Annotated in this window: 17 protein-coding genes; 8 read left to right on the plus strand and 9 right to left on the minus strand. The window is 66.6% G+C overall.

Annotated features, from left to right (window positions below; genetic code table 11):
- Positions 1-189: 189 nt before the first annotated feature.
- Complete coding sequence (locus ACN20X_RS23370; RefSeq protein ID WP_473209957.1) at positions 190-972, minus strand: putative hydro-lyase; 783 nt, start codon at positions 970-972, stop codon at positions 190-192.
- Between the two features lie 126 nt (positions 973-1,098).
- On the opposite strand from ACN20X_RS23370, the gene ACN20X_RS23375 reads away from it, so the two are divergent.
- Entirely contained in the window at positions 1,099-2,028 is a 930-nt protein-coding gene (locus tag ACN20X_RS23375; protein ID WP_016447520.1) for a LysR family transcriptional regulator, read from the plus strand.
- Here the strand turns inward: ACN20X_RS23375 and ACN20X_RS23380 are convergent.
- Positions 2,025-2,981, minus strand: coding sequence for a LysR family transcriptional regulator (locus ACN20X_RS23380; RefSeq protein WP_047473884.1), 957 nt, complete (start codon positions 2,979-2,981; stop codon positions 2,025-2,027). The two genes, ACN20X_RS23375 and ACN20X_RS23380, sit on opposite strands and share 4 nt — an antisense overlap.
- 114 nt (positions 2,982-3,095) lie before the next feature.
- Between ACN20X_RS23380 and ACN20X_RS23385 the strand changes: the two genes are divergently transcribed.
- The 4 genes from ACN20X_RS23385 to ACN20X_RS23400 are packed head-to-tail and all read left to right on the plus strand — an operon-like array spanning position 3,096 to position 7,245.
- Positions 3,096-4,067, plus strand: a complete 972-nt coding sequence (locus tag ACN20X_RS23385) for a Bug family tripartite tricarboxylate transporter substrate binding protein (RefSeq protein WP_473209958.1) — start codon at positions 3,096-3,098, stop codon at positions 4,065-4,067.
- 7 nt (positions 4,068-4,074) lie between these two features.
- Positions 4,075-5,103, plus strand: a complete 1,029-nt coding sequence (locus ACN20X_RS23390; RefSeq protein ID WP_473209959.1) for a 4-hydroxythreonine-4-phosphate dehydrogenase PdxA — start codon at positions 4,075-4,077, stop codon at positions 5,101-5,103.
- A 28-nt stretch (positions 5,104-5,131) separates the two neighbouring features.
- Positions 5,132-6,304, plus strand: coding sequence for an L-rhamnonate dehydratase (locus ACN20X_RS23395; protein WP_473209960.1), 1,173 nt, complete (start codon positions 5,132-5,134; stop codon positions 6,302-6,304).
- 11 nt (positions 6,305-6,315) lie between these two features.
- Positions 6,316-7,245: a dihydrodipicolinate synthase family protein gene (locus ACN20X_RS23400; RefSeq protein WP_473209961.1), complete on the plus strand. Its 930-nt coding sequence runs from the start codon at positions 6,316-6,318 to the stop codon at positions 7,243-7,245.
- Between the two features lie 22 nt (positions 7,246-7,267).
- Here ACN20X_RS23400 and ACN20X_RS23405 read toward each other — a convergent pair whose 3' ends face one another.
- Both ACN20X_RS23405 and ACN20X_RS23410 read right to left on the minus strand, forming a co-directional pair.
- Positions 7,268-8,566, minus strand: coding sequence for a hypothetical protein (locus ACN20X_RS23405; protein WP_473209962.1), 1,299 nt, complete (start codon positions 8,564-8,566; stop codon positions 7,268-7,270).
- A complete protein-coding gene (locus tag ACN20X_RS23410) occupies positions 8,563-9,564 on the minus strand; it encodes a Bug family tripartite tricarboxylate transporter substrate binding protein (protein ID WP_016451306.1) in 1,002 nt (333 codons plus the stop codon). Before ACN20X_RS23410 ends, ACN20X_RS23405 begins: the two co-directional genes overlap by 4 nt.
- A gap of 151 nt (positions 9,565-9,715) precedes the next feature.
- On the opposite strand from ACN20X_RS23410, the gene ACN20X_RS23415 reads away from it, so the two are divergent.
- Entirely contained in the window at positions 9,716-10,627 is a 912-nt protein-coding gene (locus ACN20X_RS23415; protein WP_473209963.1) for a LysR family transcriptional regulator, read from the plus strand.
- Positions 10,628-10,678: 51 nt separating this feature from the next.
- Complete coding sequence (locus ACN20X_RS23420; RefSeq protein WP_016451304.1) at positions 10,679-11,398, plus strand: Crp/Fnr family transcriptional regulator; 720 nt, start codon at positions 10,679-10,681, stop codon at positions 11,396-11,398.
- A 24-nt stretch (positions 11,399-11,422) separates the two neighbouring features.
- Here the strand turns inward: ACN20X_RS23420 and ACN20X_RS23425 are convergent, their stop codons facing one another.
- From ACN20X_RS23425 to ACN20X_RS23435, 3 genes are all read right to left on the minus strand, one after another.
- Positions 11,423-12,694 carry an amidohydrolase family protein gene (locus ACN20X_RS23425; RefSeq protein ID WP_016447537.1) on the minus strand — a complete coding sequence of 424 codons (1,272 nt, stop codon included), beginning with the start codon at positions 12,692-12,694 and terminating at the stop codon, positions 11,423-11,425.
- Between the two features lie 100 nt (positions 12,695-12,794).
- Positions 12,795-13,880, minus strand: coding sequence for a fimbrial protein (locus ACN20X_RS23430; RefSeq protein ID WP_160851833.1), 1,086 nt, complete (start codon positions 13,878-13,880; stop codon positions 12,795-12,797).
- A gap of 256 nt (positions 13,881-14,136) precedes the next feature.
- Positions 14,137-17,091, minus strand: coding sequence for a site-2 protease family protein (locus ACN20X_RS23435; RefSeq protein ID WP_473209964.1), 2,955 nt, complete (start codon positions 17,089-17,091; stop codon positions 14,137-14,139).
- Between the two features lie 24 nt (positions 17,092-17,115).
- Here ACN20X_RS23435 and xth point away from each other — a divergent pair, with 24 nt between their 5' ends.
- Positions 17,116-17,892, plus strand: coding sequence for an exodeoxyribonuclease III (gene xth / locus ACN20X_RS23440; protein WP_016451300.1), 777 nt, complete (start codon positions 17,116-17,118; stop codon positions 17,890-17,892).
- Positions 17,893-17,907: 15 nt separating this feature from the next.
- Here the strand turns inward: xth and ACN20X_RS23445 are convergent, their stop codons facing one another.
- Both ACN20X_RS23445 and ntrC read right to left on the minus strand, forming a co-directional pair.
- On the minus strand, positions 17,908-18,720 hold the full coding sequence (locus ACN20X_RS23445) for a hypothetical protein (RefSeq protein WP_473209965.1): 813 nt from the start codon (positions 18,718-18,720) through the stop codon (positions 17,908-17,910).
- Between the two features lie 143 nt (positions 18,721-18,863).
- Complete coding sequence (gene ntrC / locus ACN20X_RS23450; RefSeq protein WP_016447542.1) at positions 18,864-20,432, minus strand: nitrogen regulation protein NR(I); 1,569 nt, start codon at positions 20,430-20,432, stop codon at positions 18,864-18,866.
- Positions 20,433-20,464 lie beyond the last annotated feature (32 nt).

Below are 20,464 nucleotides of genomic sequence, written 5' to 3' on the forward strand. Positions count from 1 at the left end.
TGGCCTGGAGCACGGCCCTCCGCCGGTGCCCACCACTGGCGTCCAATCTAAAAGTGACCCTGGACCGCGTCCATCGAGAAGTTTTCGCCCCCTCTGTTCACGAAAACTGAACAGGAGCGGCCCCTTGCCGGCCAGCGACGCAAAGAAAAAGGCCCGCCGAAGCGGGCCCCAAGCCAGGCAGGCAGGCCGTCAGAACGCGGCCAGATGGCTGTTGCGCAACTCCGTCACCAGCATGTGGCCCGGCTCGTGCGTGATGGCGAATGGCAGGGCCGCCGAGCGTATGGCCTGCTGGGGCGTCACGCCGCAGGCCCAGAACACGGGAATCTCTCCCGGCCTGAGCGCCATGGGCTCGCCGAAGTCCGGCCTGTCGATGTCGGCAATGCCTATCTGCGCGGGATCGCCCAGGTGCACGGGCGCCCCATGCACGCTGGGAAAGCGCGAAGTGACCTGGATGGCGCGGATGGCGTGGGCCGCCGTCATGGGCCGCATGCTGACCACCAAGCTGCCGCCGAAGCGGCCGGCCCGGCCGTTGGGAATACTGGAGATGAACATGGGCGCGCCCCGGCCTTCATCGATGTGGCGCACGGGCACGCCCGCCTCGCGCAGCGCATCCTCGAAGGAGTAGGAGCAGCCGATGACAAAGCCCACCAGGTCGTCGCGCCACAGGTCCGTGAGGTCATTCACCTGCTCGGCCCTGTGACCATCGCGAAACACCCAGTACGAGGGCAGGTCGGTCTTCAGATCGATATCGCCCAGTTCGGGCACGCGGCTGCTGCCGGGCTCGGTCACGCCGATCAGCGGGCAGGACTTGGGGTTGAGGCGAGCAAAGCGCAGGAACTCCTCGCTGCACTCGCGCGGCAATATCGCCAGGTTGCCCTGGGTGTAGCCGGGGCACTGCCCTGCCGTCTGCCCGCGAAAGCGGCCGGCGCGCACCTCCTGTCGGAACTCGGTCGGATGGGTCCAGTGCGTCATGGGTGAGCCTCTATTGAGTGGAGATGCCTCCCAATGTAAAAAGCAGCAGGCCACCGGTCCACTCAGGAATTGTGCGCAGCCTCTCCCAGAAAAACTGAACAGCCACCGCAGCCCGCGCAGACCCCCATGAACATCCGCTTTCTGGAAACCTTTGTGCTGCTGGCACGCATCGGCAGCGTGCGCCGCGTGGCCGAACTGGTGCATGCCAGCCCCGGCGCCGTCTCCATGCGCATACGCGGGCTGGAGTCGGACCTGGGCGTGACCCTGTTCCACTGGGACCGCAAGACGCTGCAGATCACCGACGCCGGCGCCCGGCTGCTGCGGCATGCGGAGGCCGTCATTGAAGCCGCACGCACCCTGGAGCGTGCAGCCAGGTCCGACGACGCCATCGGCTGCCGCCTGCGGGTCGGCGTGCTGGAGACGGCGGTACACACCTTCCTGCCCGAATTCGTCAAGGCGATGGGTGCCAGCCTGCCGCATATCGAGCTGGACCTGACCGTCGATCTGAGCACCCACCTGTCGGAGCAGATGATGCGGCGCGACCTGGACCTGATCGTGCGCACCGGCAGCGGCGTGGACCCCCAGTTCGCCGTGGTCGAGAACCTGCTGGAGGTGCCCGTGCACTGGATTGCCAGGCGGGGCCTGGTGCCCAGGAAGGATGGACTGCACAAGGCGCTGGGCAAGCAATTGCTGACACAGATGCGCGGCACCGGCCCCTACGAGCAGGCCGTGGCCATGGCACAGCAACTGGCCGTGCAAAGCGGCATGGTCTCCAGCGATCTGCGCATCTCGGGATCGCCCTCGCTGGCGGCCCTGGTCTCGCTGGTGCGCGAGGGCCTGGGCGTCGCCATCATGCACGGCATGCTGGTGGCGCCGCAGCTGGCAAGCGGGGAGCTGGTGGAACTGGATCTGCCCACGCCACCCTCCTTTCGCATCACCACCTGGTACCCCAAGAGCCCGCCGCCCGGCGTCACCGACACCGCCCAGGTGCTGCGCCGCGTCTGCAAGAGCTACTGCAAGCGGGTCAGCCCGCATCTGGTGCGGTACATCGGCTAGGGCGCGGATGCCGGCGGCGGCTCCTGCCCGTGCAACAGCGCCAGAAAGCTGGCGGCCGCCTGGCTCAGCGGCCGGTCGCGGCGCACCAGGCTGCCGTAGGACTGCAGGTTGCGGCGCATGCGGTAGGGCAGGATGCGGACCATGCCGTGCTCGGCATGGTCGCGGGCCACGGCCTGCGGTATCACGGCCACCAGATCGGAGTTGCGCACCAGGTTCATGGTGGTGAGGATGGAGCCCGTCTCGATCAGGCCGCGCGGCAGCGGCAGGCCGTGGGCCTGGAACTCCTGGTCGATCAGCGCGCGCATGGGACTGCCCGGCGGCTGCAGCACCCAGCCATGGGCCTGCAGCTGCGCAAAGCTCACGCTGCGGGCACGCGCCAGCGGATGGCCGCAGCCCGCGATGATGGACAGGGCCTCATCATCGAGCGAGCAAAAACGGTGATCCGCGTCGGACGGCCCGGCCGGACGGCCCACCACCACCTCCAGCACCCCGTCCTGCAACTGCGCCAGCAGCCGGTCGCTGGTGTCCACGGCCACCTCGATGGACAACAGCGGCCACTGGCGCTTGAGCGCCAGCAGCGCCTGCGTGAGGCGGCCCGGCGACGCCGCCATGATGCTGCCCACGGCCAGCCGCCCCGCGCTGCCTTCGCGCAGTTCCTGCAGCTCGCGGTTCAGCGCCTCCATGCCGCCGCGCAGGTGGCGGAAGTAGCCCGTCACGCGCTCGCCGGCGGCGTTCAGTTGCAGGCCGCGGCCCACGCGCTCGAACAGCGGCAGGCCCAGCGCGCCTTCCAGCTCATGCAGCATCTTGGTGGCCGCCGGCTGGCTCAGGCCCAGCCGGGCTGCAGCGCCGCGCAGCGTGCCCTGTTCCTCTATGGCCAGCATCAGCGCCACCTGCCGCATGCGCAGGCGGTTGAGCAGTTGCGGCGTGCTGTCCCTGCGGTCGATGGAGCCCATGGAAGTCCCTTTGAATTGATTGCCTGGAGTTATCCATTCATCAGCAATTTTCAGTTTACGGCAATCAATTGCCTGCCTAGCATGGACCCACAACAAAAGCACCGGAGACAAGACATGCAACGCCGCATCCTGCTGGCCGCAGCCGCCCTGCTGCCCTCGCTCGCCACCGCTCAAACCCCGCCAATCCCGCCCGACTGGCCCGCGCGGCCCGTGCGCATGCTGGTGGGCTCGGCCCCGGGCGGCGGCACGGATGCCATGGCACGCGCCGTGGCCGACCGGCTCGCGCCGCTGCTGCGCCAGCCCGTGATCGTGGAAAACCGCCCCGGCGTCTCCAACACCCTGGCCGTGGACATGACGGCCAAGTCCACGGACGGGCACACCATGGTGATGGGCGTGGTCACGGCCCATGCCATTGCCCCGCACCTGCTCAAGCTGGGCTACGACAGCAACCGCGACCTGGTGCCCGTGGCCTATGTGGGCGCAGTGCCCAATGTGCTGGTGGTGGGAAACAACCTGCCCGCGAACTCGGTGCAGGAACTGGTCGCCCTGGCCCGCAAGGAGCCCGGCAGGATCAACTTCGCCAGCAGCGGCACGGGCAGCACCCAGCACATCGCGGCCGAGATGTTCAAGGACGCGGCCGGCATTGAACTGACCCACGTGCCCTACAAGGGCAGCGCCGCCGCCCTGGTGGACCTGGTCAGCGGCCAGGTGCAGATGAGCTTCGACACCATGCCTTCGGTGATCGGCCAGATCAAGGCCGGCAAGCTGCGCCCGCTGGGCGTGACGTCGCCGCGCCGCAACGCCCAGCTGCCCCAGGTGCCGACGCTGGCCGAGGCCGGCCTGCCCGGCGTGGAGATAGGCGCCTGGTACGGCATCTACATGCCAGCGGCCACACCCCGCGCCGTGCAGGCCCGGGTGCACGACGAAGTCAACAAGGTGCTGGCCCTGCCCGAGACGCGCACGCGCCTGGAGGCCGTGGGCGCCGAGCTGCAGCCCATGGGCCAGGCGGAGTTCATTGCCTTGCACAACGCCGAGTACCAGCGCTTTGGCGAAATCATCCGCAAGAACCACATCAAGATCGACTGAGCCGCACATGCCCGCATCCGAACTTCCCGTCGTCGCCCTGACCCTGGGCGATCCCGCCGGCATAGGCGCCGAACTGATCGCACGCCTGCTGGCGCGGCCCGAGGCCATGCAAAAGGCCAACATCGTGCTGGCCGGCGACCCCTGGCTGTGGCAGCAGGGCCAGCGCATCGCGGGCCTGCAGGTGGCCTCCACACCCATCGCCAGCATGGCCCATGCACGTGGCCGCACCGATACCGCCCTGCCCGCCTTCCTGGCCCTGGACACGGTGGCCCCCGATGCCGTGCACCAGGGTCGTGCCGAAGCCGCAGGCGGGCGCTCGGTGCTGCAGGTGCTGGACCGGTGCATGGACGCGGCCCAGGCCGGCCAGATCGACGCCATCTGCTTTGCGCCGCTCAACAAGCAGGCCATGAAGCTGGGCGGCCTGCGCCATGAGGACGAGCTGCACCACTTTGCCGAGTACCTGGGTGTGAGCGGCTATTTCTGCGAATTCAACACGCTGGGCGATCTGTGGACCTCGCGCATTTCGTCCCATGTGCCGCTCAGGGACGTGGCCAGCTATCTGAGCCAGGAGCGCATCGCCCAGGCGGCCGAGCTGATCTACCGCGCGCTGCTGGCCAGCGGCATGGCGGCCCCCAAGGTGGCGATTGCGGGCTTCAACCCGCACAACGGCGACGGCGGCACCTGCGGGCGCGAGGAAATCGACATCATCGCGCCGGCCGTGCGCGCGCTGCAGGCCCGCGACTGGCCCACGCCCGACCCGTTCCACGGCCCCTTCCCGGCCGACACCATCTTCCTGAAGGCCCAGGCCGGCGAGTACCAGGCCATCGTGACCATGTACCACGACCAGGGCCAGATCGCCATCAAGCTGCTGGGCTTCTCGCGCGGCGTGACCGTGCAGGGCGGCCTGCCGATCCCCATCACCACGCCGGCCCACGGCACGGCCTATGACATCGCGGGCCAGGGCCGGGCCAGCGTGGAGGCCACCTGGCAGGCCTTCCTGATCGCCTGCCGCATGGGCGCCGCGCGCCTGTCCTGACTGACTTCACTCCCCCGCCCTCACCATCATGAAAATCAAATCCGTCCGCGCCCGCGTCTACGAATGGCAAGGCAAGACCGTGCCGCCCCAGGGCAACTTCTGCTCCAACGCCATGGACCTGCTCTATGCGCCGCAGGAGACCATGTCCACCTTCCGCTTCCATTCCTGGACGGTGGTGGAGATCGAGACCGATGACGGCATCGTCGGCCTGGGCAACGTGGCGCTGGCGCCGCGCATCGCCAAGGCCATCATCGACGAGTACCTGGCGCCCCTGGTCATCGGCCACGACCCGTGGGACTACGAATACCTGTGGCAGCGCATGTACCGCGCCACGCACGCCTGGGGCCGCAAGGGCGTGACCATGGCCGCCATCTCGGCCGTGGACCTGGCCATCTGGGACATCCTGGGCAAGAGCGTGAACAAGCCCGTGTTCAAGCTGCTGGGCGGGCGCACCAAGCAAAGGATTCCCTGCTACTACAGCAAGCTCTACCGCACCGACCTCAAGGCCATGCAGCAAGAGGCGCAAAAATTCCTGGACCAGGGCTTCAAGGCCTTCAAGATGCGCTTCGGCTACGGCCCGGCCCATCTGCAGGAAGGCGTGCGCGAGAACCTGCGCTCGGTCGAGGCCGTGCGCGAAGTCATAGGCTACGACTGCGACCTGATGCTGGAGTGCTACATGGGCTGGAACCTGGAGTACGCCAGGCGCATGCTGCCCAAGCTGGAGAAGTTCGAGCCGCGCTGGCTGGAGGAGCCCGTGATCGCCGACGACATCGACGGCTACGCCGAACTCAGCCGCCTCAGCAGCATTCCGATCTCGGGCGGCGAGCACGAGTTCAGCCTCTACGGCTTCAAGCAGCTGCTCGACAAGAAGGCCGTCAGCGTCGTGCAGTACGACACCAACCGCGTGGGCGGCATCACGGCCGCGCACAAGATCAATGCGCTGTGCGAGGCGTTCAGCGTGCCCGTGATCCCGCATGCGGGCCAGATGCACAACTACCACCTGACCATGAGCACGCTGGCCTCGCCCATGGCCGAGTACTTCCCCATCTTCGACGTGGAAGTGGGCAACGAGCTGTTCTGGTACATCTTCGACGGCGAGCCCGTGGCCGAGAACGGCTTCCTGCAGCTCAGGGACGATGTGCCGGGCCTGGGCCTCACGCTCAAGACCGAGTACCTGGACCAGTTCCGCATCGTCGAATGAGGGAGCACGCCATGCCCGGAATTTCTCGGCCGCGCTACAGCGGCATCTTCCCCGTGGTACCCACCACCTTTCACGAGGACGGCACGCTGGACCTGGCCAGCCAGAAGCGTTGCCTGGACTTCATGATCGACTCGGGCGTGGACGGCCTGTGCATCCTGGCCAACTTCTCCGAGCAGTTCCTGCTGGCCGATGACGAGCGCGAGACCCTCACGCGCACGGCGCTGGAACATGTGGCGGGCCGTGTGCCCGTGATCGTCACCACCACGCACACCTCATCGCGCGTGTGCGCCGAGCGAAGCCGCCGCGCGCAGGACATGGGCGCGGCCATGGTGATGGTCATGCCGCCCTACCACGGCGCCACCTTCCGCTTCGGCGAGGCCCAGATCCAGGGCTTCTTCCAGGCCGTGTCCGATGCCATCGCCATTCCCATCATGGTGCAGGATGCGCCCGCCGCAGGCACGCCGCTGTCCCCCGCCTTCCTCGCGCGCATGGCCCGCGAGATCGAGCAGGTCTGCTACTTCAAGATGGAAACCTCAGGCGCCGCCGGCAAGCTGCGCGAACTCATCGCCCTGGGCGGCGAGGCCATCGAAGGCCCCTGGGACGGCGAGGAAGCCATCACCCTGCTGGCCGACCTGCAAGCCGGTGCCACGGGCTCCATGACGGGCGGCGGCTTTGCCGACGGCATACGCCCCATCATCGAAGCCCACAGAAACGGCGACCCCGACACCGCATTCGCCCTCTACCAGCGCTGGCTGCCCCTGATCAACCACGAAAACCGCCAGGCCGGCTTCCTGGCCGCCAAGGCGCTGATGAAGGCCGGCGGCGTGATCGCCTGCGACGCGCCGCGCGCGCCCTGGCCGCCCATGCACCCCGAGGTGCGCCGCCAGCTGCTGGACATTGCGCGGCGGCTCGATCCGCTGGTGCTGCGCTGGAGGCACTGAGGTTCCAAGGCCCCGCAAATAGCTATCTCGGGGCCCCCACGATCCCCGACACATCCAGCACATACATCTGCCGCTGGTGCTCGTGCACGGAGTCGATGCAGACCTGGCGCCCGTCACGGCTCCAGCGCGGGTGCAGGTCGCAGCGGTTTTCCTTGCTGAGATCGGGAGAGGCGTAGAAGCTGCCCAGGTCGTGGCGCTCGCCCGTGTGCATGTCGTACAGGAACAGGAAGCGCTCGTGCGTTCGGTCGTCGGGATAGGTGTCGCTGAGCAGCCAGCGCGTGTCCACGGGCGAGAAGCTCATGTGGCCGTTCTCCACCAGCACGCCTGCGCCCACCACCTGCACGTCACCGCCCTCCACATCGTCATATAGGTGATAGTGGATCTCCCCGGCATGCGGGCCCCACACAATGATGTGGCTGTCGTCCTGCCATAGCGGATGCGAGATCTGGTATTCGGACTTTTCGTAGTCGAACGTGCCCACGGCCATCGGGTCGAAGTCGTCGGCCAGCTGGGGCAGCGGATGGTCCGAGCATTCGAGCAGGCGCATGTCGGACCCATCAGGCGCCATGGTGATGAGGCGGTGCAGAAAGCAGGTTTCGTCCTTGACGCGTTCGGTCCAGCGGTGCAGGAAAAGAATGCGCGAGGAAGACGGGTTGACCTCGATATGGCTGACCCAGTGGATGGCCTTGTCCATCGATGTGCGGTGATGAAATGCCTTGAGGCGCGCATAGCTGGCCAGCAGCCTTGCCTCGCCCGTCGCGACCTCCATGCGCCAGATGCCGTCGTCCTCGGGCGCCAGGGGCAACGCGAAAGGACCACCCTCTTCGCTGTAGCCAATGGTTTCGTGCGTGATGTAAAGGCGCCGGTAGTCCACGCACAGCGCCCAGGCACTGCTGGGCGCCACCACATACACAGGCATGGGCAGGGTGCGCCGCTCGCCGCTGTCCACATCGATGACCACGGAGCCGAACCCCGGATAGCGCCCCCCGGAATCTGCCGTCCTGTCGTTGTGGATCAGCTGGCGGCCCGCCAGCCCGTCAAGCCACTGCAGTTGGCTGCCCATCTGCCAGTTCCAGGCGCCGGTCTCGCCCACGGCGTGGAAGCGGTCGCCGTTTTCGGTATCGAAGTAGCCGATGGACGCCCGCGCCTGGGGCGTGAGGTACTGGTCCATCCACGGCGTTTGCTGCGCCAGCACCAGGCGATTGCTGCGGTCCCAGCTGGACTTGTTGTAGTAGCCGAAGAAGTGGTGCTGGCGGCCATCGCCCAGGCGGCGGCAGGGGACGAAGGATGCGGGGGTGTTCGAAATCATGGAGCGTTTCATTGGGCGGAGATGTGGCCTTCGGCGATCACGCGGTCCCAGCGCTGCTTTTCGCGGGCAACGAAGGATTGCGCCTCAGGCAGGCTGTTGGCGACGGCGCTCATGCCCTGCTCTTGCAGGCCCTTGCGGAACTCGGGTGTGGCCACGACCTTTCGGATGTCGTCATTGAGCTTTTTGACGATGGCCTCGGGCACCTTGGAGGAGACGGCCACAGTGGTCCAGGAGGTGGCCACAAAGTCCTTGAGCCCGGACTCGGCCGCCGTGGGCACGTCCGGCAGGGCCGGCAGTCGCTGGCTGCCCGTGACGGCCAGCGCCTTGAGCTTGCCGCCGCGTATGTGCGACAGCACCGTGGGCGGGTTCTCGAACATGAGCTGGATCTGGCCGCCCAGCAGGTCGTTGATCGCGGCCGAGCTGCCGCGATAAGGCACGTGCACGATGGGCGCGCCCGCCTGAAGCTTGTACAGCTCACCCATCATGTGCACCGACGAGCCCACGCCGGCCGAGCCGAAGTTGACCGTGCCAGGCGCCTTTTTGGCCAGCGCCGTCAGCTCGGCCAGGTTGCTGGCGGCAAGGCTGGGCGTGGCCACCACCACATGCGGCATCTCGGCCAGCACGGTCACCACGCGCAGATCCTTTGCGGGGTCATAGGCCAGCTTGCTGTATACGCCATAGGCGGCATGCAGGCCGATGGAGCCCACCATCAGCGTGTAGCCGTCGGCCGGCTGATCGGCCACATATCGGCCTCCCAGATGACCGCCCGCGCCGGGTTTGTTTTCCACCACCACCGGCTGGCCCCAGAGCCGGCTCAGGCGGTCGGCCAGCATGCGTGCCTGCACGTCGGAGCTGCCGCCTGCAGTGAACGGCACGATGATGCGCAGCTGGCGCCCCGGCTGGGGAAAGCCATCCTGCGCGATGGCGGCGACTGGTGCCGTGCCAGCCAACGAAGCGGAGATGGCCACAGCGAGCATGGCGGCTTTGCGGCCTGCGCTTGTCTTGATCATGGAATCCTTTCGATGGCGCTGCCGCGCCTGGGCAAACGATGCAATGAGGCCAGTGTAGAAAGCCGGGCATCTTTGGAAAAATGCATTTTTCCGTGGCCTCTATACAGAAAAGATATACATTGCCAGACACCCCGAGCAGGACCGAATCGCCATGTCCAGACCCCTGAGCTCCCGAGAGATCGAGGCCTTCCGCGCCGTCATGCAGACCGGCACCACCACGGCCGCCGCGCGGCTGCTGCACACCACGCAGCCTTCGGTCAGCCGGCTGCTGGCCCAGATGCAGGCGGCCGCAGGGCTCAAGCTGTTCGACATGCACAAGGGCCGGCTGCGCCCCACGGCCGAGGCCGTGGAACTGTTCGCCACCGTGCAGCAGCATTTCCTGGGGCGCGAGCGCATAGAGCGCGACCTGGCCGCACTGCGCAAGTCCGGCGCCGGCACGCTGCGCATAGGCTGCACGCCGGCCCTGGGCCTGAGCGTGATCCCGGCCGTGGTGCGCAGCTTCGCGCAGCGCTACCCGGGCACCCACATCAGCCTGCAGACCCTGGGCTCCACGCCCTTGCGCGAGGGCCTGCTGCATGGCCACTTCGACCTGGTGGTCAGCACCATGGCGCTGAGCACGCCCGAGCTGGATGCCACCGTGCTGCACCGCAGCCGCGCCGTCTGCGTCATGCACCCGGACCATGCGCTGGCCACGCGCACGCGGCTGCATGTGCGCGATCTGCAGGGCCAGCTGCTGCTGACGCTCAACGCCGATGACGACATCTACCTGCAACTGCGCAGCACCATGCAGGAACACGGAATAGAAGCCGGCTCCACCATGGAGACCACCTACTCCTCCACCATCTGCACCCTGGCCGCCCAAGGGCTGGGGCTGGGCGTGGTCAACCCCTACGTGGCCTCGGTGTTCGCGCGCGACCTGCGTGTGCTGCCACTGCTGCCAGCCTGTGCGGTGGAGGTGGTGCTGGCCCTGCCGCCCCAATACGCCCCCACCGAAAGGGCTGACTGCTTCGTGCAGTTGCTGCGCGAGCAATTGCACGCCTATCCGCAGGCCCGCACGCCCTAAAATTGCGGCCGATTGGAGACAAGCGGTTTGCAAACGAGTACCCACGAGCCCATGCTCACCCCCGCCGAGCGCGAGGCCATCAATTCCGGCCAGTGGTTCTGCAGCCTTTCGCCCTCGCTGCGCCATGACATCCTGCGCCAGACCACGGTCCGGCGGCTCAAGGACGGGGCACTGATCTATGCACGCGGCGATGTGCCGCACAGGTGGTATGCCTGTGCGCAGGGCGCCGTGCGCATGAGCTCGACCAGCCTGTCGGGTCGGCAGACCACGCTGGCCTATGTGGAGCCGGGTGCCTGGTTCGGTGCCATGTCCACCTTTCTTGACGAGCCCCGCACGCGCGATGCCTATGCCCACGGCGACACCACGCTGCTGTGCGTGGACAAGGAGAGCTTTCACGCCATCCTGGCCACGCATGTGGAGTTCTACGACGCCCTGCTGCGCCTGCAGGCCCACCGCATACGCCAGACCTACGGGCTGGTGGAAGACCTCAACACCCTGCCCCTGCGCGCACGCCTGGCCAAGCAGCTGCTGCACCTGTCGCGCAGCTACGGCACACAGGTGCTGGACGACCCGCGCGAGCTGCGCATAGGCCTGCAACTGGTGCAGGAGGAGCTGGCCCAGTTGCTGGGCGCCTCGCGCCAGCGCGTGAACCAGGAGCTCAAGCGCATGGAGCGCGACGCCTGCATTCGCGTGGAAGCCCAGGGCCTGGTGGTCAGGGACCTGGTGGCCCTGCAGACCATCGTGCGCGAGGCCAGCCTGGCCGGCGCCTGAGGCCGGCGCCGGTTCAGCTGCGGTTCAGCGCCGCCAGTCGATTCTTGCCGGGCGGCCCGGCAGATGCAGCGCAGCCGTTGCAGCAGGCGCCTCGGCCAGCAACCGGCCCTTGCGGAACACCTTCAGGCGCGTGGCGCGCAGCCGTATCGCCTCGGCCGCATCGCGCGCCTGCAGCAGCACGAAGCTGGCATCGCAGCCGGCCTCGATGCCATAGCCGTCCAGGTGCATCACACGCGCCGCGCGCGTGGTCACGGCGTCGAAGCAGTCGCGCATGCCGTCCTGGCCGGTCATCTGCGCCACATGCAGGCCCATGTGGGCGACCTCCAGCATGTCGCCCGAGCCCATGCCGTACCACGGGTCCATCACGCAGTCATGGCCGAAGGCCACGTTGACGCCTGCGGCCAGCAGCTCGGGCACGCGCGTCATGCCGCGGCGCTTGGGATAGCTGTCCTGGCGGCCCTGCAGCGTGATGTTGATCAGCGGATTGGCAATCACGGCCACGCCGCTTTCGGCGATCAGCGGCAGCAGCTTGCTCACGTAGTAGTTGTCCATGCTGTGCATGGAGGTGCAGTGCGAGCCCGTGACGCGGCCCTGCAGGCCCAGGCGCTGCGCCTCGAAGGCCAGGGTTTCGATGTGGCGCGACAGCGGGTCGTCGGACTCGTCGCAGTGCATGTCCACCAGCAGGCCGCGCTCGGCCGCCAGCTCACACAGCAGCCTGACGCTGTCGGCACCCTCGGCCATGGTGCGCTCGAAGTGGGGAATGCCACCCACCACGTCCACGCCTTTGTCCAGCGCCCGCCGCAGGTTGGCGACGCCGCCGGGCGAGCGCAGCACGCCGTCCTGCGGAAACGCCACCAGCTGCAGGTCGATATAGGGAGCCACCTGGCGCTTGACCTCCAGCAACGCATCGACGGCCAGCAGGCGGGCATCGCTGGTATCCACATGGCTGCGGATGGCCTGCAGCCCCTTGGCCGCCGCCCAGTCGCAATACTCCAGCGCGCGCGAGATCAGCGCCTCGGCCGTGAGCAGCGGCTTGAGCTCGCCCCACAGCGCTATGCCCTCCAGCAGCGTGCCGCTGCGGTTGACGCGCGGCAGGCCGTGGCTCAGCGTGGCATCCATGTGGAAATGCGGATCGACGAAGGGCGGCGACACCAGCTGGTGCTGCGCATCGATGACCTGATGGGCGGGCGCCGAAAGACCGGCCGCGACCTCGACGATGCGCCCGCCCTGCACGGCGATGGACATGTCCTGGCGGCCGTCGGGCAGCGTGGCGTGAATGACGAGTAGATCAAGCATCTGCGTATTCTGCGGGCATGGCCGCGCACCCGCAGACTTGCCTGACCACGCTGAATGGCCTGGCAGCGGTCAGACCGAAAGCGCAAGGGATCAGGGGGAACTACTGGTAGCTGATGGTGAAGGTCGCCGCCGCATTGGCACTGCCTATGGTCACGTTCTCTCCGGTCTTGACATAGCGCGCCGTCAGCGGGATATCCAACCGCTCCTGCCCGTAGGCAACAGACCCTGCAAACCATTGATTCCTGTTGCCGGCGGCATTGGAGTCCGGGCCAAAGCCCAGTATCTGGTCATCCTTGCGGATCTGCACACCCACACCTTTTGCCACCGAGGTTTTCGACAGGGTCAGAGCATTCCCGATATTTCCAGGATTTGCCACATCCGTCAGGGTGACATAGGCGTTGGTCAACGAACCTGGAATGCCGCCCTTGCACAACAACGAGATGAGGAAGGAGCGGGGAGCACCGGTGGAGCCGATTGAGGTGAGTTTTTGAGCGACAGTCTGGGCCATGCGCACGGGCTCCGGCGCCTGTGGGGTACAAGTGGGCACCCTGGGCCGGAGGACGACGGGCGAGGAAAAGCTGTATTGAGCGAGAATCTGGCCAGATGCATCAGTCGCGCGTTCGTACAGGAAATCGCTGTCCAGCACGCCACCTGCAGTGATATCGCCATCTGCGGTCTTGATCAACTCAACTTTGACATCGGAAAATTGATATGCAAAAGATCCGGGGTGATCGGAATGCTCCGAAGTACTTACAGGCGCAGCACCATGTATAGTCGAAACCCTCATTCCAATACCCTCGACTGTCGTCGGGTATATATTATTGACTGGTGTAGATTTACCTACGCTATAGCCCATGACCCGTTGCTTACAATTCATCAATCTCTTGCCAACCCCATTACTCAGTACCGCCACAGCGGCTTTTGAGTAAATCACCGTGTTCTTGGCCACAGTGGGATTGAATTCTGGGGGATTGAAATTACTGAACACATACTTGTAATAGCCTGCCCCATCACTTGTATCTTTAATTTCGCATTGGGACCATGCGGAGGTGGCCATCATTGCCAAAATAAATATCATGACAGCCTTGTTTATTCTGCAAAAAGCACCTGCGAATATATGCATTTTGAATACCTCCGGATAATAAAAAATTCCAAGGCCGCATTTCCTTGGTAAATTTTCAATCATAGGGACCTTTCATCCGAGATGAAATCAGATCAATCTGATTCAAGGTCTGCCCGGTGCCATGAAGGTCGTGGCGAGGCAGGCGATGGACATGTCCTGGCGGCCATCGGGCAGCGTGGCGTGAATGACGAGTAGATCAAGCATTTGCGTATGCTGCGGGCAGGGCCCGGCGCTCTCTCTTTCGGTAGGGTTTCATCAGGGCCTGCGGATAGCTGGCCCTGCGCTGCCGGCATGCGCGCGCCCTCCCCGACGATACCTATCAGGGGCACAGTCCTGCGGCCTGCGCAGACTCGTGCTGGAGCCTGCGCTCCAGGTTTTGCCAGTCGCTATGAAGGTCGCGCGCCACGCGCGGGCGCCTGCAAAGCGCAACGTGGCGCGCCTGGGACAGCGGTTGCAGCGCGGCCAGTGCCTGCAGGCGCAGGGCATCGTCGTTCAGCAGTTGCGCGGCGGCCAGCCGGGCCTGGGCGATTCCGATTTCGGCATATGCACGGGGTGCAGGCAGCTGTTGCGCCAGGGCCTGGCGCACTTCAGCGGCATCACCTATGCCTATGGCAATCCAGAGCCAGGCGATCCAGCTGTCCTGGGAGGCGTAGTGGCCGGCCTTCTTCGGCGGGGTGCGCTCCACGCTTTGGCGGGCCAGTGCCACGGCAGCGCCAGTCTGGCCGTGCTCGGCCATGAACCGGGCATGCAGGGTTTCGGCCTGCATCAATGAGAAGATTTTCCATTCACGGCGCTGAGCCGAATCCGCAGTCACGGCATGTGCAGCTTGCGGCGCTGCCTGAAGCGCGGCCTGGAGCGCGATCACATTGGCCTGCAACTGGGCTTGCGCCGCTTCGGGGTGGCCGCTGGCATCCAGCAACCGGGCGAGCTTGATGCGCGCGTGCAGCAGCAGGAAATCGTCCGGCGCATCGGCGTCGGCGCGGCGGATCTCCACGGCTTGCACCATCCGATCAAGCCTTTGCGCCACGGTCTGATCAGGCGGTCCCCAGAACGCAAGAACTTCCTGCACGCTGGCCAGCACCCGGCGTGCAGGGCCTGGCACGTCCTGCAGGTCGGCCACCAGTCGCTGGCGCAAATTCGTTGCCTGCTCGGCGGTATCCGCCGTGTCGGCCATGCCTTTCAATGCAAGGGCACGCTGCAGATCACTCTGTGCCCGGGACTGCGTCATCGCCCAGGCCGATTGGTAAAGTGCTTTGGCGCGCGCCTCGGCCAGAGGATGGTCGTCCATGAGTTGCAGTTCCCCGGCGGCTTCCAGGTAGATCTCCACCCGTTGCTCTTGGGCAGACGGGGGCAGTTGGTCGGCCTGGGCCAGGCGGGCCTCGATCGCGGCCAGGTGCTGCTCCGGTACGTAATCACGGCGGGCAGACAGCTCCACATCCCACAGCGCAGCAAGAACCTGCCGCCCCTGCGGCGCAGCTTGATGAATGCCCATGACCATGGCCACCGGCAGCAGCAGGCAGGCCAGGTAGATTGCCAGGCCCGCTGCGCCTTCGGCCCAACCGGGCGCACGCGATTGCAAGGAGGGCAGCAGTGCGCCTGCAGCGGCCGCGCGCCGGACAAAGGGCCAGCGCGCAAAAGCGGGTTGCTGCAGCACGCCGAATGCGCGGTGTACGGCATCGGCCTCACTGACCGGGGCCTGGCATGCCTCCTGTTGAGGAAGCGTGTGCAGGGTGCGATGCACGGCCCGCTCCAGTTGCATCACACGCCATTGCCATGGCAGCCCCATCAGCAGCACGCCGGTGAGGATGGAGATCAGGGGGTCCCGGCTGAACCAGGCCAGCCCACCCAGCGCGGCCATGCCCGCCAGTGCAAACACCAGCCGCATTGCGGGCAGGCGAGCGAACAGCAGGCTCTCCACCACGCGGCCGCCATCCAAAGGCGTGAGGGGCAACAGGTTGAATGCGTTGACGACCAGGGTCAGCAGCAGCAATTGCATGGTCCAGGCGGGTGGCTGCGGGAGCAGGCCCCAGCCTACGGCAGCCAGCGCTCCCACAGCCAGCAACAGCCCAGGCATGGGACCGGCCAGATAGACGCCCACTTTTTGCAGCGGCGTGGCGTCCGCCTTTTCTCCGGTGGCCATGCCGCCCAGGCCTGGAATGAAGAAGACGGATTGACGCTGGTAGCCCGCCCAGCGCATGGCCAGCCAATGCCCTCCTTCATGCACGGCGATCACCACCAGAAGCATCCACGCCATGTCCCATGAAAACAGCACGGCGCCTGCTGCCAGGAACAGCGCCGCCGTGATCCAGAAACTGCGGTGGCGGTTGTGCGCCATGCCCAGCCCGCGCTGCACGGCTTTCTGGTAGCGAAAGCGCAGCGCCTCGGACACTTGCCGGACCTGCGGCCCATGAAGGCATGCGCCGGCAGATGGGCTGGCGGGCACCGCCCTGTCTTCCTTGCGCACCTGGCGCAAGGCGCGCCAGGCCAACCGCAGCGACTCGCGCCAACTGAGCCGCCAGAATCCGGGCCCGGCAGGCAGCGCACGGCCCTGGGCCACCAGTGCAGGGACTTGGCTCCGGCCCCACTCATCCAGGCGCTGTACCGCCTGGTCAAGGCCCTGGACCACGGGAGCCCGGTCGCCGGACAGGCGCTCGGCGTAGGCGGCCCAGGCCGATGCGGTATCGGGCTGGGCATCGTCCAGGTAGGTCCAGCCGGGCGGCGCAGGCAGGCTTGTCTGAGGCAGGCCATTGAAGCCCATCCAATTGCGCCCGTCGGCAAAGAATGTGAGCCAGGTCACGGAGCCCACGGTGCGGCCATGCCTGGCGCTTCCCGCCTGTTCGGCCTGGACCATCGCCCAGGCCCGCCCGTCGGCATGGACGAACAAGTCCACCTCCAGAGGAAGGTCGGGATCCATGGCCTGCGGATGCGTGCCCTGCAGGCTGGCACACCAGGTGAAGCCCAAGGCTTGCAACTCCGGCCGCATGGCATCCAGCACCGCCCGTGATTCGGGCTCCAGTGCCTGGCGCTCCACCACGGCCATGGGCGCAGCACGCAGGCGCAGGCGCATGCAGTTCAAAGTGGCCAGCAGCAGCGAGAGCGCATACAGCAAGGGAATCGCGCCCAGCAGCGCCAGCCAGGGCGCGGCTTGTGAGAGCCAGTTCATCATCTTGAATAGTCTTGTCGATGGAGTGTGACGGTTCTGATGTGCCCTCCCAAAAGCTCCTCCAGGCAGATCAGCATCGGGATCGTAGCCTTGCCACCCGTGATGCGACAATCAAATCAAAGGACCATTCTTCAAATGAAAATCGCCACCTGGAACGTCAATTCCCTGTCCGTGCGCCTGCCGCAGGTGCTGGCCTGGCTGCAGGCCAACCCTGTCGATGCGCTGGCGCTGCAGGAGCTCAAGCTCACCGACGACAAGTTTCCGCTGCAGGCGCTGCAGGAGGCCGGCTACCACGCGGTCAGCCATGGACAGAAGACCTACAACGGCGTGGCCTGGCTGACGCGCACGCCGGTGCACGACGTGGTGCGCAATATCCCGGGCCTGGATGACGAGCAGGCCCGCATCATTGCCGCCACCCTCGATGCCGAAGGCGGCCCGGTGCGCCTGATCAACGGCTACTTCGTCAATGGACAGGCGCCGGGCACCGACAAGTTCGCCTACAAGATGCGCTGGCTGCAGGCGCTGCAGGACTGGGTGAAAAGCGAGATGGCAGCCCATCCGCGCCTGGTGCTGGTGGGCGACTTCAACGTGGCCCCCGAGGACCGCGACTCCTACGATCCCATCGGCCTGAAGGACACGATCCACCACACGGTGGAAGAGCGCACGCATTTCCAGGCGCTGCTGCAGCTGGGCCTGACCGATGCCTTCCGCATGTTCGACCAGCCCGAGAAAAGCTATTCGTGGTGGGACTACCGGATGCTGGGTTTCCAGAAGAACCGGGGCCTGCGCATCGACCATATCCTGGTCAGCGAGGCCTTGCGTCCCAGCGTCACCGCCTGCATCGTGGACCGCGCGCCGCGCAAGAACCCTCAGCCCAGCGACCATGCGCCGGTCGTCGTGACATTGGGCTAGGTTTTCAGACTTGCGCTACAGCATGTACCGGCGCAGCCAGTGGATGGCCTCGATCTGCCCGCGCAGCATCAGGGACTGGCGATGCAGAACTTCGCTGAGTGGCGCCGGCAGACGGGACTGCTCAGCAGCCTCATAGGCGCTCAGCCATTGCTGCTGGCAGGACTCGGCCTGGTCCAGCACGTAGTCCGCGCCCTCTTCCCTGCCCAGCAAGCCGTCCCAGAAGGCGTTGCGACGCAGTGCGGCACGGCTGTCCCGCACGGGCAGGACCACGCCGCCGCTGGAGCCGATGGCGCGTTCCAGGTCTTCGACGAGGATCTGGCTGGCATTGAAGTGCCGCGCCAGCACCTGTCCGATCAGCCCCTGGGGCATGGGATCCATGCATTCACCCAGGCGTGCATGGGCCTGGCGGCCCAGGGCCAGCACGGCATTGAGCAGGGCCGTGCTCTGCAATTCCAGCGTGGTGGCCACTGGCTGTGTGGGCGTGCGCTGGCGCGCCTGCAGCCATGAGGCCTCGACGGCCTCGCGTACCTGGCTCCAGCGCAGCAGGCTGCTGCCCCGAACCTGCTCCCAGCGCTCTTCGAGCTCGAATTCGACATCGTCGAAATCCTGCTGCGCGTGCTCGGGTTCAAGTGACGCTTTCCAGCCCAGTGCGTAGGCGGGACGGTATTGGTCGTAACCACGCCCTGCAACGAAGTAAGGCTCCAGGAAGTAGCGGTCATGCCAGTACGCATCGACCGGCTCGCCAAGCGTGCGCGGTGTCGATGGGTACATCAGGCCCGGACGAGCGGGCTTGGCTTTTTGCCAGAGATTGGAGAGGACTGTGGGCACGATAGGTCGGGACGTAGGCCGTTCCAGCGAAGAGGACTCCATTGTCCCAAGCCCGGGCGGCCCGGCCCGTCAGCACCCCGGGCGCCGGCCTGTAGGAGCCGGACCCTTGCCAAGGCAAGGGCCCGGCCGCCCGCCGGCTTGCCTTACTCGAAGGCGTCCTCGTCCATGCCCAGCTCCTGCAACTTGCGGGTGATGGTGTTGCGGCCAATGCCCAGGCGCTGGGCGGCCTCGACCCGGCGGCCGTGGGTGACGGCCAGGGCCGAGCGGATCAACTGCGCCTCGAAACGGCGGGACAGCTGGTCCCAGACCTCGCCATGCCCCTGGGCCTGGGTGTGCTCCAGCAGCTGGCGCGCCTGCTGCCCCAGCAGATGCACCCAGTCCAGGTCGGACGTGGCCAGTCCCCCGTCATGCGGCTGGGCCAGCGACGGGGCTGGCATGGCGATGCGGCCCACTCCCTCTTCCGCCACGGCCGGCGCATGCGACAGCACCACCGGTGCGGGCACGCCGGCACTGCCGCCGCCCACGGGTGGCGCGGCCTCGCCCAGCACCTCGGGAGGCAGGTCCTTGACCGAGATGACCTGGGCTGGCGCCATGACGGTCAGCCAGTGGCAGATGTTCTCCAGCTGGCGCACGTTGCCGGGAAAGGCGAACGACTGCAGCCGCTGCATGGCATCGACCCCCATGCGCTTGGGCTCCACGCCCAGCTGCCGCGCGCTTTGCTGCAGGAAGTGGCGTGCCAGCATGGGCACGTCTTCGTTGCGCTCGCGCAGCGCGGGCAGGCGCAGGCGGATGACGTTGAGGCGGTGGAACAGATCCTCGCGGAAGGCGCCGTTGCGCACGCGCTGCTCCAGGTCCTGGTGGGTGGCGGCGATGACGCGCACATGTGCCTTGACGGCCTGGTGGCCGCCCACGCGGTAGAAATGCCCGTCCGACAGCACACGCAGCAGGCGCGTCTGCAGGTCGAAAGGCATGTCGCCGATTTCATCGAGAAAGAGCGTGCCGCCCTCGGCCTGCTCGAAGCGGCCGCGCCGCTGGGTCTGTGCGCCCGTGAAGGCGCCGCGCTCGTGGCCGAACAGCTCGGACTCCAGCAGGTCCTTGGGGATGGCGGCGGTGTTGATGGCCACGAAGGGGCCGCCCGCCACGGGCGAGTGCTTGTGCAGCGCGCGCGCCACCAGTTCCTTGCCCGAGCCCGACTCGCCCGTGACCAGCACCGTGACCTGGCTCTGGCTGAGCCGGCCGATGGCGCGAAAGACGTCCTGCATGGCAGGCGCCTGGCCCAGCATCTCGGCCTGCAGCGGGGCCTGTGCCTCGGCCACGTCCTCGCGCAGGCTTTCCTCGACCGCGCGGCGGATGAGCTCCACCGCCTTGGGCAGGTCAAAGGGTTTGGGCAGGTACTCGAAGGCTCCGCGCTGGAAGGCCGAGACGGCACTGTCCAGGTCGGAGTACGCGGTCATGATGATGACGGGCAGGCCGGGCTGCTGGGCGCGGATCTGCTCGAGCAGTTCCAGGCCGGAGCCGCCGGGCATGCGGATATCGCTGACCAGCACCTGTGGTGGCTGGCGCGCCGGGTCGCTGGCATCGACATCGGACAGTGCCGTGAGCACGTCGCGCGCCTGAACGAAGCTGCGCGTTGCCCAGCCTTCCCGGCCCAGTGCCTTTTCCAGCACGAAGCGGATGGAAGGGTCATCATCCACGATCCAGATCGGTTTCATTGGTGGTGCTTCCTTCCCTTGTTGCAGTGTTG

The organism is Delftia sp. PX-1, assembly GCF_055797465.1.